Raw genomic sequence first — 17735 nt, 5'->3', positions numbered from 1 at the left:
AACTGATAAATGTATGAAAACTAAATTGTCATTATTGTTTTTTGTCTTGTTGTTTGTTTTTACAACGGCACAGGCCGTTGACAAAATCACGATCGGTGTGATCCAGTATGATCTGAGTGATGTCGATAAAAGCTTCAAAGACCTGCATGACCAGGGATTCGGTTCGTGCGAGATCAATTACCGGAAAAATACGCTGACGAAAGATTTTGCCGAAAAGGTAAAAGAAGCCTCAAAAAAACATGATATCAAGGTGACTACGCTAGTCGGTGTGCCTGGCAGTAAAAATGTATGGAACTTTCGGAAAGGACCGGCTACAATAGGTTTGGTTCCGGTGGAGGAACGAGTTGAAAAAATAAAAGTATATCATGAAATGATTGATTTTTGTGCAATGGCTGATATTCCGGCTATGCATTCTCATTTTGGTTTTATACCCGAAGATCCCTCTTCCGGACAATATAAGGATTTTATTAAGGTAATGCAGGATTTGGCAACTTATGCTAAAGAGCGTGATGTTATGATTTATTTTGAAACGGGACAGGAGACGCCAACTACCCTGATCCGTGCATTGAAAGATATAGGAACTGGAAATGTTTTTATCAATTGCGACTTGGCGAACTTGTTGATGTACGGAAAAGCAAATTCTTTGGATGCGGTGAAGCTGTTTGGTCCGTTAATCAAGGAATTTCATGCAAAAGACGGTAAATATCCGGATCCCAATAATCCATATGAGTTAGGTGCAGAAGTTCCTATTCCTACTGGTGATGTGGATTTTCCTGCTGTAATTGCCGAATTAAAGAAACAGGGTTTTCAGGGTGCTGTAACAATTGAATGTGAGTTAAATGGCTCCCAGCATGACTATGTCATAAAAACTCGTAAATATTTGCAAGAGTTATTGGATAAATAATATCTTTGTGAGACATTAGAAATGGCATTTGCTTTCTAATGTCTTTTTTTGACATGAAAAACGAAAATAATAGCTAATCATTTACATATATTAATCATACTATGAGAACAAACAGAAGGGACTTCCTTAAAACTCTGGGAGGTATTGCGGCCTTTACTATTGTGCCGCGCCACGTGCTTGGAAAAGGCTTTATTGCTCCAAGTGATCAGTTGACTAAAGGTATTATCGGAACTGGCGGTATGGGACGCGGACACGTGAACTATGCCGGAACACGCCTGGTCGCTGTGTGCGACGTCGACAAAAAACATCTTGAATTAGGAAAACAGCTGGTGAAGGACAAGATCGCAGCTTACCATGATTTCCGTGATCTGATTCTCGATCCAAACGTAGATATTGTGCATATAGCTACGCCTCCCCATTGGCATGGGATCATGTCGACGGAGGCCGCTAAAGCCGGGAAAGACATCTGGTGCGAGAAGCCGATGACCCGTACGATCGGCGAAGGCAAGCGCGTAATGGAGGCCGTTAAGCAGAACGGTCGTATGTTCCGCCTCAACACCTGGTTCCGTTTCGCCGACCCGTTCTATGGATTGGGTACACCGGTGAAGCCGTTGAAAAAACTGGTTCAGAGCGGAATGCTCGGTTGGCCGTTGAAGGTGACTATCAGTAAGCACACCGGTTTCGACTGGAAGTTCTACTGGGTGGGTAAAGAGTATCTCGAACCGCAATCCGTTCCTGCCGAACTCGACTACGATATGTGGTTAGGCCCGGCTCCTTACAAGCCTTACAACGCACACCGTGTGCATCAGACTTTCCGTGGTTACTGGGATTATGACGGTGGCGGACTGGGCGACATGGGCCAGCATTATATTGACCCCGTACAGTATTTCTTAGGAAAAGACCACACCAGCCCAGTGAAGGTGGAAGTAGATGCTCCACAGCAACACCCGGATGCAGTAGGAACCTGGCGTTCCATCACTTACACCTATGAAGACGGTTGTCAGATCATTCTTTGGGGTGGCGACTACGGAGATCCGAACACGCCTTATATTTCCGGTCCTAACGGCAACGTTTACAAGAACTTTGTGTGCGACATCCCCGACTGGGAGAAGAAACTGGCCGACTATCCGGAACCGGAACCACAGGTGACAGACTTTATCGAATGCGTCCGTACCCGCCAGCCGTTCGCCCTGAACGAGCAAAACGGTTTCCGCTCGTCGACAATCGTAAATATGGGGGCCGTTGCTCTTCGTCTGAACCGTACGCTGGAATTTGACCCTGTTAAACTTGAGTTTATTAATGATGAGGCCGCTAATCGTTTGCTGGATCAGCCGATGCGTGCTCCCTGGAACATTTAGTTAATTGAAAATTGAGAATTGACAATTGAAAATTAAAGAGAATAAAATGAGAAAAGCATATATATCGATTGCTAGCTTGCTGTTATTCGGCAGCGTATTGATGGCCCAGTCGCCGGCAAACCGTACCGCTAAAACAACTGCGGCAGATGTACTGGCCCAGATGCCTGCGGAGCAACAGGCTGAATACAATAAACTGATCAGCGACCTGAAAGGAACCGGTGAAGAGGGTGTCCTGATGTTGGTCAATATGATTAATGCCCCGGGCAAGGGAAGTAACGCCCAGGTAGATTACGCCCTGAGCGGCCTGACACATTATGTGATGGCTAAAGGCGAAGAAAGTGCCCGCCTGGCTACGGCCAATGCTTACCTGAAAGCACTTGACATGGTGAACGAACGCGAAACGAAAGCGTTCATTATCCGTCAGTTGCAGATACTTGGACAGGATGAATGTATCGATGCCCTGTCTTCTTACCTGAATGAAGAGAGCCTGAGCGGTCCGGCCTCCCGTGCCCTGGCTGCCATCGGAACCGAGAATGCCGGTAAGGCGTTGAAAGCGGCACTGATGCGCCGTATGGGAACTCCGAAAACTCAGAAAGATATTATTGTAGCCATCGGCGAAGCACAGGTGGAAGGTGCGGAAGATTTGCTGAAAGCCCTGTTGGGGGCAGGCGACGAGAACATGCAGAAAACAGTTTTGCATGCCCTGAGCCGCGTAGGAACGAAAGCCTCCATCAAGGAAATGTCGGAAGCTGCCGCCGCTGCCGGTTATACGATGACAAATACAAATGCCAACGAAGCCTACATCGCCCTGCTGAAACGTGTTGCAGCGCAAGGCGACGTGAAGGAAGTAGAGAAGGCCGCTAACGATTTGTTGAAGAAGGCAACCAAGGCTGGAAAGACACAGACCCGCGATGCTGCTTTGCAGATTCTGCTGTCGCTGAAGAAGGAAAACAGTACCAAGCTGTTGCTCTCGGCCCTGAAAGATACAGACAAGGAATACCGTAATGCGGCTCTCAATTATGCTTCGGGCTTTGCAGATAAAGATCTTTATATCGAAGTCATGAAGACAATGCAAAAGGCTAAACCGGAAGTGAAGGTGGATATCGTCAACTGGATCGGACGTGAAGCGAAATGCCCGACCAAGCATGACGTTATCAAGAATCTGGAACTGCGCTTCGACCTGACGGCCATGCAGGTATTGCTGGCTCAGTTGAAAAGTACGGACTTCGACGTAAAACAGGCAACGGTCTGGACTTTGGTGAAGATCGGAGACAAGCAGGCGATACCTGTACTTGCCGATCTGTTGACAAGCGATAATAAAGATATTATATTGTTGGGACAGGATGCCCTCGCTGCCTTTAAGGGAGATATCGACCAGGCTGTAGCTCGCGTGATCCCTTCCGCAACGGATGCGGGAAAGATTGCCGGGGCCGAATTGCTGGCCATGCGCAAAGCGACTTCTAACCTCACGACAGTACTCGAACTAATCAAATCAGGTTCTCCCGAAGTGAAGAAAGCTGCCTATATGGCTTTGAAGGATGTTGTTTCGGAAGGCGATCTGGTTAACCTTTGTGGTATGCTGGAAACTGCCGAAGCTTCCGCCGTTGCTCCGATACAGCAGGCTGTGATCTCTGCTATTTCTTCTATGTCTCCTGAAAAACAAATGGAAACAATTACCCGCCGTATGCTTCAGGCTGGCGACGATAAGAAGCACCTTTATTATATCGTTTTGGCCACAACCGGCGAAAAGGATGCATTGGCTACTATCGTCGACGGTTTCCATAAAGGAAAAGGCGATGACCGCGATGCAGCTTTCGAAGCATTGTTGAACTGGAAAGGTATCGAAGCGGCCGACGAATTGTATGCCATCTGCAAGGATACTTCTTCATCCGCTTATTTCGACCGGGCCCTGAAAGCCTATGTACAGCTTGTCTCTAATCCGGTCTTTACGGGCGAAAACCGTTTGTTGGGTCTGCGTAAAGCGATGGAAATAGCAAAGACAGATGAACAAAAAATTACGATCCTGCGTCAGATCGAACGGACTGGTACCTTCCTGGGTATGCTGTATGCCGGCGAATTCCTCAATCAGAAACCTGTTCAGCAGGCAGCGGCCAACGCGGTTATGAATATCGCTTTGGGAAATAAGGACTATACGGGAACCAATGTGCGTGACTTGCTTAACAAGGTTATGCAGGTGCTTGATAACCCGGATGCCGGTTATCAGAAGGAAGCCATCAAGAAACATCTGGCGGAAATGCCGCAGGGTGAAGGCTTTGTTTCCATCTTCAACGGCAAAGACCTGACTGGTTGGAAAGGTTTGGTTGAAAACCCGATCGCCCGTGCCAAGATGAAACCGGCTCAACTGGCGAAAGCTCAGGAAAAGGCGGATGAAAACATGCGTCGCGACTGGAAGGTTGAAAACGGAATGTTAGTGTTCGATGGTACCGGCTACGATAACCTGTGTACCGACAAACAATATGGTGACTTTGAAATGTATGTGGACTGGATGCTCGACCCGGCCGGCCCTGAGGCAGATGCTGGTATCTACCTGCGTGGAACTCCACAGGTACAGATTTGGGATACCGCTCGTGTAAACGTAGGTGCGCAGGTCGGTTCAGGAGGTTTGTACAATAACCAGACTAACGAAAGCAAACCTTCGAAGGTGGCAGACAACAAGCTGGGCGAATGGAACAGCTTCTATATCAAGATGGTTGGCGACCGTGTAACGGTTGTCCTCAACGGCGAAAAAGTGGTGGACGATGTGATCCTTGAAAACTATTGGGATCGTAAACAGCCTATCTTCCCGGTTGAACAACTGGAATTGCAGGCGCACGGAAGCAAGGTTTACTACCGTAATATATATGTAAAGGAATTGGAACGTCAGGAACCGTTCAAACTGTCTGCCGAGGAACAAAAAGAAGGTTTCAAGGTATTGTTTGATGGAACCAATATGCACCAGTGGACTGGTAATACGGTAGATTATACGATCGAAGACGGTTGTATCTCTATGATACCGAGCAAGAGTTATGGCGGAAACCTGTACACGAAGGATGAATTCGGTAACTTCGTTTACCGTTTCGAGTTCCAGCTGACTCCCGGTGCCAACAACGGTGTAGGTATCCGTACTCCGATGGAAGGCGATGCCGCTTACGTTGGTATGGAAATCCAGATTCTTGATTGTGAACATCCTATCTATAAGGATATTACCAAATATCAGCATCATGGTTCCGTTTACGGAATTATCCCGACGAATCCTGACCACCACAAGGCATTCAAGCCGGTTGGCGAATGGAACGAAGAAGAGATTGTGGCTAACGGAGATAACATCCGTGTAACGGTAAATGGCGTGGTTATCCTCGAAGGTAACATCCGTGATGCGGTGAAGAACGGGACTCCCGACGGCAAGGAGCATCCGGGATTGTTCAACAAAAAAGGACATATCGGCTTCCTGGGACATGGCTCTCCGGTGAAGTTCCGTAATATCCGTATCAAGGAATTGAAATAAGATTATATTCTTTTTGGGGAAAGCGGGGATCGATCTTATCGGTCTCCGCTTTTATTTTTAACACAAATCTTTGGAATCCCTTGAATATTAAAGTGATTAAAATTTGCTGATCTGGTTTATTATAACGTATTTTGTGCATGTTTAAGCGATGAGTGCAAATGGATATAGAGCAATATCAGTTATTGTTGGACAACGCCCAGGTTGGTTGGTGGGAGGTCGATTTTACCAAAGGGAATTATATATGTTCAGACTTTTTGGTAGGTCTGCTGGAGTTAAGTGACAGAGAAATCCCGATTCCGGATTTTCTGGCCTTGATTCGTGAAGATTACAGGAGCAGGATTGCCAGTGAGTTTGCTTTCTTTAAAGAAATAGGTATCTATGAACAGGTGTTTCCCCTTAAAACCTGTTACGGATTTAAATTCGTCCGTTCGAAAATATGTAAGCGTGAGATCGCTCCCGACGGGAAGATAAGTGTGTTGGGTATCTTGCAGCTACTTCCTTATAATGAAGATGGGGATAAGCTACACGTAAACAATCAGGAAGATAATTTGCTCAGGCATTTGGGAAGCCTCTCGCGTTCGCTACACTCTTTTATTCAAACGAGTGATTTGCCTAAATCGATCCATCTGGTCCTTTCGGAGATATTGTATTCGATTGGAGCTAAGGGGCGTGCCTGCATAATGGAGTATAATAACAGCCAGCAGACACTGAGTTGCACTTATGAAGTATGTAGTGAGGGAGTAACCTCTGTCCGCTCGTCTCTACAGGAGATACCTGTGTCGACATTACCCTGGTCCACAAAGAAAATACAAAATTTCTATCCGGTACTGATTAACCATCTGGATGAATTGCCCCCTGAAGCTGCCGAAGAAAAACGTTACTTGCAGCTTAGAGGATCGCTTTCCCTGATATTGGTTCCTTTAGTCATAAAGAATAAGGCCTGGGGATATATCGGAATTGATATTATGGACCGGAATCGTATCTGGAGTCTGGAAGATTATCAATGGTTTTCATCCATTGCCAACATTATCAGCATCATAACTAAAATGGCAAGGATCAATGAGGCACTCGATCGGGGTGAGAAGCTGTTGCGTAATATCTATACCAACATACCTGTCGGGATAGAACTCTATGATAAAGACGGTTACCTTGTCGATATAAATAAAAAGGATATAGAGATCTTTGGCCTGAAATCTAAAAAAGATGTTCTGGGCATCAATATCTTTGAGAATCCCGTTGTGCCGGAAGATGTTTTGGATAAGATGCGGAAAAAGAAAGCTGTTTCCTTCCGCTTGAGTTATCCGTTCACAAAGGTAGTATCCAATAATTACTATCCGACCCGTAAACTGGGAGTAATCGACTTGCTTTCAAAAGTGTGTATGCTCTATGATAATAAAGGCGAACTGATAAACTATTTATTCATAAATCTGGATAACACGGATAAAACAATAGCCTACAATCGTATAGAGGAGTTTGAGTATTTCTTTACGTTGGTGAGCCGTTTTGCCAAAGTAGGATATGCTAAATATGATTTGTTGACCTGCGATGGCTATGCCATTAGCCAGTGGTATCAAAATCTCGGAGAGAAAGACGGCACACCTCTGCCGAAGATTGTCGGTGTATATGAAGCCGTACATCCGGATGATCGCAACATAATATTAGACTTTTTTGAAAAAGTAAAAAAAGGATTGGCTACCAGTATACGCAAGGAACTGCGTGTTCGTGCAGAAGATGGTTGGAAGTGGATACGTGTAAATATCATGCATAACTTTCAATCCAGCGAACCGGATAAGTTGGAAATTATTTGTGTTAATTACGATATCACGGAACTGAAGGAAACCGAACTGCAAAGAGAGAAGGCGGAAGAGCTCGACCGTTTGAAATCTGCCTTCCTGGCAAATATGAGTCATGAAATTCGGACGCCTCTGAATGCTATCGTCGGCTTTTCCACCTTGCTGGTAGATACGGAAGATAAAGAGGAACAGCTGCAGTTTGTGAATATCATCCAAAAGAATAATGAGCTTTTACTCCAGTTGATCTCGGATATTCTGGATCTGGCAAAGATTGAAGCCAATACGATCGAATTCAAACCGGTAGATATCTCTTTGAAAGAGTTTCTGGAAGAAATAGTTCGCTCGATGAGTATAAAAGTAGGGGAAGGTGTAGCACTTTGTTGTTCTCCGGATCTGGAGCCCTGTATATTTAACTTCGATCATACCCGGTTGAATCAGTTGTTTGCCAACTTCATAAATAATGCGATTAAATACACGGAGCAGGGTGCGATCACGTTAGGATACGAAATCCGTCCCGATGAAATAGAGTTTACGGTGACAGATACCGGAGTCGGGATGAAGGAAGAAGTGCGTGCACATGTGTTCGATCGTTTCTATAAAGGAAATGAATTCAAACAAGGAACAGGCCTGGGGCTTTCTATTTGTAAAAGTATTGTGGAACAGATGAAGGGAAAGATCGGGGTAAGATCAGAGATCGGTATAGGTTCCTGTTTCTGGTTCTGCTTACCCCGTTAGTTCTTATTCTTTTTCTCCGTATGCCAGGTCGCCGGCGTCTCCCAGTCCGGGAATGATATAGGAGTGATCGTCCAGCTCGTCATCGAGGGCGGCGATCCAGATGGTCGTTTTATCATCCGGCATTTTCCTTTGCAGGTATTCGATAGCCTGCTTGCTGGCGATGATGGAAGCCACATGGATGTGTGACGGATGTCCCTTTGTCAACAAGGCTTCGTAAGCCAGTTCCATCGAACTACCCGTAGCTAGCATCGGATCGGTGATGATCAGGGTTTTCTCTGTTAATCTCGGGGAAGCAATATATTCTATATGGATGTCGAAGTTCAGGCGATCCTTGTATTTCCGGTAAGCAGATACGAACGCGTTCTCCGCATAATCAAGATAACTCAGGAATCCCTGGTGATAAGGGAGGCCTGCACGTAGGATGGTGCTGATTACGACCCGATCGTCGGGAGTATTCATAGGGGCGATTCCGAGTGGAGATAGGATATCTTTTTGGCTGTAAGAAAAATCTTTACTGATTTCGTAAGCCATAATTTCGCCTATCCGTTCGATGTTTCTGCGGAAACGAAGACTGTCTTTCTGAATATTTACATCCCGTAATTCAGAAACGAACCTATTTAATATGGAGTTTGATTCTCCCAGATTAACTATTTTCATGTGAATGTTTTGTATATGCCGGACATTTATTTTTTTCGGAGTCGAAATTATATATAATTAGAGCATCATACAAATGTTTGTTGATAAAATCCAGAGGTAGGCACAAAGTTTCGTATTCCGAAACAAAATGGGATGTTCGGATTTGAATATTGCGAAAAAAGAAGTGGGGATATGTATTCGGTTGTTTAATTAGAACCGAGCTGCTTGGGTATACTTTAAAATCACCTCGAAATACTAAAATACTATATGTATTTTTGCACAAGTGATATAATAAGAGAAAAGGAGGTGAAAAAAACTTCCCCCATGCATAAGGCATGAAGGAAGTTATAAAAACAAATCATATTATTTTTTCTCGCCAGTGCCGTTCATCGCTTCCAGCAAGAATTTACCGGGTTTGAACTTTACCGTTGTTCTGGCTGGAATCTGTACCGGAGTACCAGTTTTTGGATTACGAGCCAGGCGACTTGTTTGAGGTCTAGGTATCAGTGTACCAAAACCAATAAGAGTAATTTCCTCTTTTTGTGACATTTTTTCGGTTACGATCTCGATGTAAGCATCCAATACTTTTTTTGCTTTCTGTTTCTGTAACCCTGCCTTATCTGCTAAGGCCTCGATAAGTTCTGCTTTGTTCATGAGTGTTTCTTTTTAATGATTATATACATTGCAAATGTAAGCCATACTATCTTTTAAATGGTGTCTTTTTGCAGACAAGAAAAATGGCGTTCATTTCTTATTAAACAATAGCTGCAGGCTTTTGTTACGATTAGAGAAACAAAAAACGTTAATTAGTATCTGTTTGCGGTAATCGAAACAAAAACAAGGCCTTATGCCATTTGGATACACTGGACTGGTAATTTTTTTATGAAAAACATGAGTAGAAACAGTAAAAAACAACACACTAATAGTTATGAAAGATGCATTGAATAACGGGCTTATAAAAGCCATGAGGGAACATCTCCCGGAAGAGACAAATTTGGCTAACTATATTATGGATATAATATCTATAGGAAAGGAAGCTGTATACCGTCGGTTGCGTGGAGAAGTTCCGTTTACTTTTTATGAGGTATCATTATTGTCCCAGAGTCTGGGTATTTCGTTGGATCAGATTGTCGGGACCAACCGGGCGGAAGGGGCCATCTTTAATCTGAATGTGGCTGACGGAGTGAGCCATATCGACAACTACCATGATATCATCAAACGCTATCTTAAGCTGTTCACCTTTATCAAAGATGATCCGAAGTCGATGGTCAGCACGGCGTGCAACATTATTCCGTACACGCTCTACTCGCCGTTCGAGCGTATAACAAAGTTCCGCCTGTGCAGATGGTTGCATCAGAATAACGGAATGAAGATGACGGGAAGCATGGAAGATGTCGTGGTTCCGGAGAAGGTGCTGGAGTCGCAGCGAAAGTTGGCACAGGAGATACGCCAGGTGCCGGTGACATATACTATTTTGGATAACAACCTTGTACAGTCGTTTGTGCGGGAGGTAAAATATTTTGCCGGGCTGAATATGCTGTCGGATGACGACATCGAAGTGATGAAGAACGAACTTCACCGCCTGTTGGATGACCTGGAGCATGTAGCATCCTCCGGCGAATTCTCCAACGGGAAACAATCTTACCTCTATTTGTCGAACATCAATTTTGAAGCGACTTATAGCTTTATCGAGAAAGGCAGTTTCCAGTTGTCGATGTACCGCCTGTATGCGATCAATTATATGGATTCGCAGCACCCGGAAATATGCCGTGCGCAGAAAGAGTGGATACAGTCTTTGAAACGATATTCCACACTGATTTCACAAAGCGGAGAGATACAACGGATGATTTATTTTACGAAACAAAGAGAGATAGTAGACACATTGTAAAAACAGAAAATATTTATACTATATATATAATGTAGGCATATACCTATAATATATGGTGCTTGGCGTCTCCTTCCGGCATACTGCAACGTCCCTTTTGGGTATAATGTTGGGTCGGGGGGAGACGTGTAATTTTCGATTTTGCATTCTGAATTCCCGATTTTATAACTACTTTTGTCCTGCAATAAATAAACAGAGAGATTATGAGGATAGAAGAAAATTACTCGTTGGAAAAGCATAACACTTTCCATTTGCCGGTCAAAACGCGTTGGTTCATGGAGTATGCGGATGAAGAGGAGTTGGGACGTATTTTACATGATGAGTATTTCCAGGAGTGTTTGTCGTTACACATAGGAAGTGGGAGTAATCTGTTATTTATAAACGACTTCAACGGGATCATCCTGCACTCGGCCATAAAAGGGATCACCCTGGTGAAGGAAACGGACGATCATGCCTACCTGCGCGTAGGAGCCGCCGAACAGTGGGACGACGTAGTGGCCTACGCCGTGTCGAAAGGGTGGGGAGGTATCGAGAACCTGTCGCTTATACCCGGCGAGGCCGGTGCTGCCGCTATCCAGAACATTGGCGCTTACGGTGTGGAAATCAAAGACGTGATCGAAAACGTGGAGACATACAACCAGCTGACATTCGCAAAGCATACCTTCACAAATGCCGAATGCCAGTACGGTTACCGCAACAGCTATTTCAAAAACGAACATAACGATCCGCACATTGTTACTTACGTAACACTGCGGTTGGATAAACACCCCCGCCTCTCCGTCAACTACGGAAACCTGAAGGAGGAACTGGCTCATTATCCGGAGATCACACCGGCAACCATCCGGGAAGCCGTCGTCAAGATCCGTCGGGAGAAACTTCCCGACCCTGAGAAGCTGGGCAATGCCGGCAGTTTCTTCATGAACCCCGTTATTGCTGCCGCACAGTTCGAGAAACTGAAGGCGCAGTATCCGGAAATACCGTCGTACGCTGCCGGTGAAGGCAAGGTGAAAGTACCTGCCGGCTGGCTGATCGAGCAATGCGGGTTTAAAGGTAAGTCGCACGGGTCGGTAGGGGTTTACGAGAAACAGGCGCTTGTCCTGGTCAACCTGGGAGAGGCCAGGGGACACGAGATCGCGCTGGTGGCCGAAAGTATCCGTGCCGCCGTAAAAGATCGTTTCGGCATAGAGATCATGCCGGAGGTTAAATATGTAGGATAATGAAAATTACTTTTTTGGGGACGGGGACTTCAACCGGGGTTCCCGAGATAGGTTGCCAGTGCGAAGTCTGTACGAGTAAAGACCCCCGCGACTGGCGTCTGCGCACTTCGGTGCTGGTGGAGACGGAAGGAAAACGCATTTTGCTGGACTGTGGCCCAGACTTCCGTTGGCAGATGATAACAAGTAGGACGTACCATCTGGACGCCGTTTTGATCTCGCACGAGCATTATGACCATGTAGGGGGGCTGGACGATCTGCGTCCTTTCTGCCGCGAAAAGGGAGTCGATATTTATGCTGAAGACTCCGTGGCCGAAGCCATCGAGACACGTATCCCTTACGTCTTCCGCAAACATAAGTACCCGGGCGTCCCAAACCTGGAGATGCACCGGATCGGCACTGCGCCCTTCGTGGCTGCCGGACTGACGATTGTTCCTATCCGCGTGATGCATGGCAGCCTGCCCATCCTGGGCTACCGGATCGGAAATATGGCCTATCTGACCGATCTGAAATCACTTCCGGAAGAGGAATATGCCAAGTTGGAAGGGTTGGATGTCCTGATTATAGCAGCGTTGCGACGGGGAGAGCATCCCACGCACGAGAGTCTGGAGCAGGCTTTGGCCAACGTCGAGCGTATCCGGCCGAAAGAAGCCTACCTGATCCATATGAGTCACCGGATCGGACTACATGCCGAAATAGAAAAAGAATTACCCCCACATGTGCATTTTGCGTATGATGGGCTGAGCGTTTTCAGTTGACAGTTGACAGATGACAGTTGACAGTTGGAAGAGACGGAACAGCGACTATGAGTAATTCATATCTGTCAACTGTCAACTATCAACTGTCAACTAGAAAGTGCATCCCGTATAAAACACTTTTCCGTCCTCCTCATAGCTCTGGCTGGAGATATGGAGTTGGGGGAAACGCTGTTCGAGCCGTAGCGAGAGCGTATCGGCGACGGTGCGGTAGAGCGTGTCGGCCGGGGCGAGATAAGGCAGGCTGCTGAAATAACAGATGCTGCCTTCGCTTTCGAACAGGTCGGCTCCGAGCCATCTGTCGCTTATCTTCCAAAGGGTAGAGTCGCCCGTCCTGACATAGAGGTTGAGTTTTTCGGACTGTATCATGAGGTTGAGCGGCGCGTTTTTGTCGAGGGTCTTGCGCAGTTTCACCTGCTCTTTCTGCAAGTAGTTCTTCTGATTCTTTTGTATGTCGGCCACCTCTTCGAGCAGTTTTTTGCTGTAACTGGCTACCCAGATACCGTTGTACTGATAATATCCGAAAAAGCGATTGTCGGTATCCGGAAAATAAATGAACGTAATCTCCCCTTTGGTCTGCTTTTGGGGCGCAAATGAGGCGAAGGTACTGCTCAGTATTTCGCTCTCGATGTGACTTACTGTATTTTTGTCGGCTTTAGCATACATCACCACCCCTTGCGTGTGAAATGAGAGTTGCAGGGCGGAAAGCTCCTTGTTCTTCCTGATGATAGACAGGAATATCTCCGGAATCTCCGATGCGAAGGCTTGATATACAGGCTTCTTGGATAGTATCATGCTCACAAAGACAGCCGGGCGGTTCACGGTCAGGATGGCTTCGGGCGACGGAGCGGTCAGGGTATAGAGATCCGTTTGCGCCACGTTTATACCCTCTTTCATGTCACCGAAAAAGTAATAGACTGCCGACAGTGTAGCGAGAGCAGTTAGAATAAAAATTACTATTTCCCGCCTATGGTCTTTCATGTTTTACGTTTTTGTCGTCAGGAAATGCTTGCACCAGGGCTTGAGGCCGCATTCTTCGCATTTGGGTTTCCGGGCGATGCAGGTGTAACGTCCGTGAAGGATGAGCCAGTGGTGGGCGATCGGGATCATTTTCTCGGGTATATGTTTCACCAGTTCGCGTTCCGTCTCGAGCGGAGTCTTGCTGTTGTTGGTCAGTCCGATGCGGTTGGCTACGCGGAACACGTGGGTGTCTACCGCCATGGCCGGCTTGTTGTAGACGACAGAGGCGATCACGTTGGCCGTTTTGCGTCCCACGCCGGGCAGTTTCTGCAACTCGTCGATCTCGGAGGGCACCACGCCTGCGAAGTCGGAGATCAGCATCCGGGCCATTCCGACCAGGTGTTTCGCTTTGTTGTTGGGGTAGGAGACGCTACGGATATATTCGAAGATGACCTCGGGTGTGGAGGCCGCCATCACCTCAGCGGTGGGAAAATCCTCGAATAGGGCCGGGGTTATCATATTGACCCGCTTGTCGGTGCACTGGGCGGACAAGATCACGGCAATAAGCAACTGGTAGGGGTCGTCGTAGTGCAACTCCGTTTCTGCAACCGGCACGTTTTCGTTGAACCAGTTGAGTACACCTTTATATCGTTCCTCTTTACGCATACTTTATTTCAATAAAGATAATGTATTTTTTCCAAGCAGCAAACCCAAAAAGACGGCAAGTAGTCCTAAGATATTGCTAGCCAGTATATTCAGTATTGCAAGTTTATATTCGCCGGTTTTCATCAGCGACATTGTATCGAGTGCGAACGACGAAAATGTGGTAAATCCGCCGAAAAGTCCGGTGAAGAGAAAAGCTCTTGCGTTGAGCGACAGGTTGTGATATTCGGCCAGGCTCCAGCAAAATCCGATAAGGAAGGAACCGATCACGTTAACGGAAAGTATCCCGAAGGGAAAGGAGTGCAGCATCGTTCGTTGCACCCACATGGAAACTCCATAGCGTAGTGCCGATCCGATTGCGCCTCCTGCAATTAAAAATAAAACCTTTATCATATTATCCTCCTTTGTGTGTTTCCCCCGGGCTGGTTAAAGGCCCGGGGAAGATGGTAAATGATTTAGGTTTCCAATTTAATTGGCTGATTCAAATTGTTTCAGGAAACGAACATCGTTCTCTGAGAACATTCTTAGGTCTTTTACTTGGTATTTCAGGTTTGTAATACGTTCGATACCCATTCCCAGGGCGTAGCCGGTATATACTTTACTGTCGATACCGCAACTTTCCAAAACATTCGGGTCTACCATACCGCATCCCAGGATTTCCACCCAGCCGGTATGTTTGCAGAATGCGCATCCTTTGCCTCCGCAGAGGTTGCAGGAAATATCCATTTCCGCCGACGGTTCAGTGAAGGGGAAGTAGGAGGGACGCAGACGTATTTTCGTTTCCGGGCCGAACATTTCTTTTGCAAAGAAGAGCAGGGCCTGTTTCAGGTCGGCAAACGACACGTTCTTGTCGACATACAGGGCTTCCACCTGGTGGAAGAAGCAGTGTGCGCGGTAAGAGATCGCCTCGTTGCGGTACACGCGTCCCGGGCAGATGATGCGGATAGGAGGTTGCTGTGTCTCCATCACGCGGGTCTGTACGGATGAGGTGTGCGTACGCAATAGCACGTCCGGATTATGTTGTATGAAGAACGTGTCCTGCATATCGCGTGCAGGATGGTCTTCGGCAAAATTCAATGATGAGAATACATGCCAGTCGTCTTCAATTTCGGGGCCTTCTGCGATGCTGAAGCCCAGACGTCCGAAGATGTCGCATATTTCCTTTTTAACAAGAGAAAGCGGGTGGCGTGTTCCCAGTTCAACCGGATAAGCGGTACGGGTCAGGTCGATGTCGTCGTTGCCCGTCTGCACGTTATCGAAACTCTCTTTCAGTTCGTTGATCTTATTCTGAGTCGTTTCTTTCAGTTGGTTGAGGAACTGTCCTACTTCACGCTTCTGATCGGCCGCCACGTTGCGGAAATCATTCATCAGCGCGGATACTTCTCCTTTTTTGCTGAGGTATTTGATGCGTAAAGCTTCCAGCTCTTCGGCATTTGCTGCCTTCATGTTCTCCACTTCTTGTAGCAGAGCCTTGATTTTATTGATCATTTCTAATCATATTTGTTTTCGTCGTGCAAATTTACTCCTTTCTTTTGGATACTGCAACCGATTGCAGCAGGTTTTTTATTAAAAACGCTGTCTGGGTCTTGTTTCCGGTCAGAAATTGTAGGCCAGGCCCACGCCCAGTATCTCTTTGAACTGTACTTTTGCGCCGTGTTTCGTACCGTTGTCGTCGAAGGTCTTGACGTCGTTGTCGTATTTCAGCGTCGTGTTGAGCGTTGCCGAGAGGAATTTGTTGATCTTCATGCTGATGAGCATATCCCAGTTGACGTCGATGTTGCCGAACTGGTTGCTGTAAGGCGTGAAGAAGTCGGCCGTCGTGATGAGGCTGACGTTTTCCATCAGGGGCATTTCGGCACGTGCCTTGAGGTAGGCGCCGCATTCGATCTTGAAACGGTCGCCCGGATCGACTCCGAAGGCTCCGATTTCGGACAGGTAATCGTCCTCAACAAACGTCATCTTGGCGGATACGGGCGAGAGGTAGACCGAATAGTTGCTCTTCGGGCGGTATTCCATACCCAGCGAGATGTTGGAGTAGGCCGGTGCGAAGAAGTTGGAGATGTAATGTTCCTTGTCCGGGTAGTTGTAGCCTTTGGCGAACTGGGTGTTGATGTCGCCCATGAGGGTGTAGTACCAGACATTGTTGGTCGAGTAGCCGAGCTGGGTGGAGAGTCCGATCTTGTCGGTGCTCTTGCGCATGCCCTGCGATTTGGTTTTCGTCAACCCGTAGTCGAGTACGAGGTTGGTCACCCAGAGCCAGTTGCCGCTTTTGTGCGTCAGCGAGCCGTTGAGGTAGGCGTTTCCGGCTACGGAGTTTTCGCCGCCGGCCGACCAGTTGGTCATGGCTGTTTGCGACAGGTTGAGGCCTGACACGCCTTTTAACACATATTTTCCTTCCTCATAGCCTTTGTCGTCGGTCTGGCTGTACACAGCGGTAGCCAGCACGGCGAATAATATCATTAAGTATGTACGTTTCATTTTCTTCTTCTTTTTGTTGTTTTTATTTGAGGGGCGCCCTATTTATAAAACAGGTATGGTTATATTTTGTTTATCCTCACGAATATTTTGATTTGATTCTGCTTCGGGGCGGGCGCAGAAGGGTACATCCTTTTTTGTAAGAGGATGCATGCTTTCGGGGAAAAGGGTGCGACGTTTCCGTCGGGAGGGTGCGTGCTTTGCCGGCGGTCAGTTCAATAAGACCATGAGCAGCGGCATATAGTCTTTCAACTCTACCCGCAGGATTTTGAGCGCCTGTGAGATACGATAGGCCACGGTCTTGGGCGAAACGCCGGTTCTCTCCGCGATCTCGTTGTAGGTAAGGTTGTCGAAACGGTTCATTTCGAAGGCCTTTCTATAATCATCCGGGAGCTCCCGGATCGCCTTGGCAGCCAAGGCGATCAATTCGTTCTCTATGTAAAAGTCGGGATCTTCGAACTGGTTTTCGAATTTGGCGTAAAGCTTTTCATGTACCCGCTGGCGGATCTGGTTGTGGGAGATGTGATTCAGGCATTTGTTCTTCACCATCATAAAGAGTAAGGATTTGATGGAGAGTTCGGGAACCAGCGAGGCATGGTTCTCCCAGAGCCACATCATTACCTCCTGTACGATTTCTTCTATTTCCGTTTCGGCTACGTATTGGGATGCGAAGGCACACAGCCCCCGGTAGTATTGCTTGTAGACTGTGTCGAAGGCATTGTCGTTGCCCGCTTTCAATAGATGTAAGGTCAGTTCATTTTCCGTATTCACAGTATTTAGTTTTTTTGTTCCCTACAAACATAATCAATTATTTCTTGATTGAAGAGACAAAGCCCGGAATTTTTTATTTAT

The 17735-nt window shown here is 46.8% G+C and carries 15 protein-coding genes; 7 read left to right on the top strand and 8 right to left on the bottom strand.

What is annotated here, in order from left to right; translation table 11 throughout:
• Positions 1-13 precede the first annotated feature (13 nt).
• The 4 genes from BQ7394_RS15000 (at position 14) to BQ7394_RS14985 (ending at position 8295) form a co-directional block, all read left to right on the top strand.
• Positions 14-904, top strand: coding sequence for a sugar phosphate isomerase/epimerase family protein (locus BQ7394_RS15000; RefSeq protein ID WP_075558174.1), 891 nt, complete (start codon positions 14-16; stop codon positions 902-904).
• A gap of 101 nt (positions 905-1005) precedes the next feature.
• Complete coding sequence (locus BQ7394_RS14995; protein WP_075558173.1) at positions 1006-2262, top strand: Gfo/Idh/MocA family oxidoreductase; 1257 nt, start codon at positions 1006-1008, stop codon at positions 2260-2262.
• A 46-nt stretch (positions 2263-2308) separates the two neighbouring features.
• Positions 2309-5767 carry a DUF1080 domain-containing protein gene (locus BQ7394_RS14990; RefSeq protein ID WP_075558172.1) on the top strand — a complete coding sequence of 1153 codons (3459 nt, stop codon included), beginning with the start codon at positions 2309-2311 and terminating at the stop codon, positions 5765-5767.
• A 158-nt stretch (positions 5768-5925) separates the two neighbouring features.
• Entirely contained in the window at positions 5926-8295 is a 2370-nt protein-coding gene (locus BQ7394_RS14985) for a sensor histidine kinase (protein ID WP_075558171.1), read from the top strand.
• A 3-nt stretch (positions 8296-8298) separates the two neighbouring features.
• Here the strand turns inward: BQ7394_RS14985 and upp are convergent, their stop codons facing one another.
• On the bottom strand, positions 8299-8952 hold the full coding sequence (upp, locus tag BQ7394_RS14980) for a uracil phosphoribosyltransferase (protein WP_075558170.1): 654 nt from the start codon (positions 8950-8952) through the stop codon (positions 8299-8301).
• 342 nt (positions 8953-9294) lie between these two features.
• Positions 9295-9585, bottom strand: a complete 291-nt coding sequence (locus BQ7394_RS14975; protein WP_007652950.1) for an HU family DNA-binding protein — start codon at positions 9583-9585, stop codon at positions 9295-9297.
• Positions 9586-9859: 274 nt separating this feature from the next.
• On the opposite strand from BQ7394_RS14975, the gene BQ7394_RS14970 reads away from it, so the two are divergent.
• The 3 genes from BQ7394_RS14970 to BQ7394_RS14960 all read left to right on the top strand — a co-directional run bounded on the left by BQ7394_RS14970 (position 9860) and on the right by BQ7394_RS14960 (position 12788).
• Positions 9860-10819: a hypothetical protein gene (locus BQ7394_RS14970; RefSeq protein ID WP_075558169.1), complete on the top strand. Its 960-nt coding sequence runs from the start codon at positions 9860-9862 to the stop codon at positions 10817-10819.
• A gap of 200 nt (positions 10820-11019) precedes the next feature.
• Positions 11020-12033, top strand: a complete 1014-nt coding sequence (gene murB, locus BQ7394_RS14965) for a UDP-N-acetylmuramate dehydrogenase (protein ID WP_075558168.1) — start codon at positions 11020-11022, stop codon at positions 12031-12033.
• Positions 12033-12788, top strand: coding sequence for an MBL fold metallo-hydrolase (locus tag BQ7394_RS14960; RefSeq protein WP_075558167.1), 756 nt, complete (start codon positions 12033-12035; stop codon positions 12786-12788). The genes murB and BQ7394_RS14960 overlap by 1 nt, the downstream gene beginning before the upstream one ends.
• Positions 12789-12878: 90 nt before the next feature.
• Here the strand turns inward: BQ7394_RS14960 and BQ7394_RS14955 are convergent, their stop codons facing one another.
• The 6 genes from BQ7394_RS14955 to BQ7394_RS14930 all read right to left on the bottom strand — a co-directional run bounded on the left by BQ7394_RS14955 (position 12879) and on the right by BQ7394_RS14930 (position 17654).
• Complete coding sequence (locus BQ7394_RS14955) at positions 12879-13766, bottom strand: hypothetical protein (RefSeq protein WP_075558166.1); 888 nt, start codon at positions 13764-13766, stop codon at positions 12879-12881.
• A 3-nt stretch (positions 13767-13769) separates the two neighbouring features.
• A complete protein-coding gene (nth, locus tag BQ7394_RS14950) occupies positions 13770-14411 on the bottom strand; it encodes an endonuclease III (protein WP_075558165.1) in 642 nt (213 codons plus the stop codon).
• A gap of 3 nt (positions 14412-14414) precedes the next feature.
• A complete protein-coding gene (gene crcB, locus BQ7394_RS14945; RefSeq protein ID WP_075558164.1) occupies positions 14415-14801 on the bottom strand; it encodes a fluoride efflux transporter CrcB in 387 nt (128 codons plus the stop codon).
• Between the two features lie 75 nt (positions 14802-14876).
• Positions 14877-15896 carry a phenylalanine--tRNA ligase subunit alpha gene (locus BQ7394_RS14940; RefSeq protein ID WP_075558163.1) on the bottom strand — a complete coding sequence of 340 codons (1020 nt, stop codon included), beginning with the start codon at positions 15894-15896 and terminating at the stop codon, positions 14877-14879.
• A 108-nt stretch (positions 15897-16004) separates the two neighbouring features.
• Positions 16005-16886 carry a DUF3078 domain-containing protein gene (locus tag BQ7394_RS14935; RefSeq protein WP_075558162.1) on the bottom strand — a complete coding sequence of 294 codons (882 nt, stop codon included), beginning with the start codon at positions 16884-16886 and terminating at the stop codon, positions 16005-16007.
• A 207-nt stretch (positions 16887-17093) separates the two neighbouring features.
• The gene (locus tag BQ7394_RS14930; RefSeq protein ID WP_075558161.1) at positions 17094-17654 is read right to left on the bottom strand and encodes an RNA polymerase sigma-70 factor; all 561 of its coding nucleotides are present in this window, start codon (positions 17652-17654) and stop codon (positions 17094-17096) included.
• Positions 17655-17735 lie beyond the last annotated feature (81 nt).

The sequence above is a fragment of the Parabacteroides timonensis genome (assembly GCF_900128505.1).
In the GTDB taxonomy this organism is placed as follows: Bacteria; Bacteroidota; Bacteroidia; order Bacteroidales; family Tannerellaceae; genus Parabacteroides; species Parabacteroides timonensis.
This window is presented reverse-complemented; position numbering and strand designations above follow the sequence as displayed.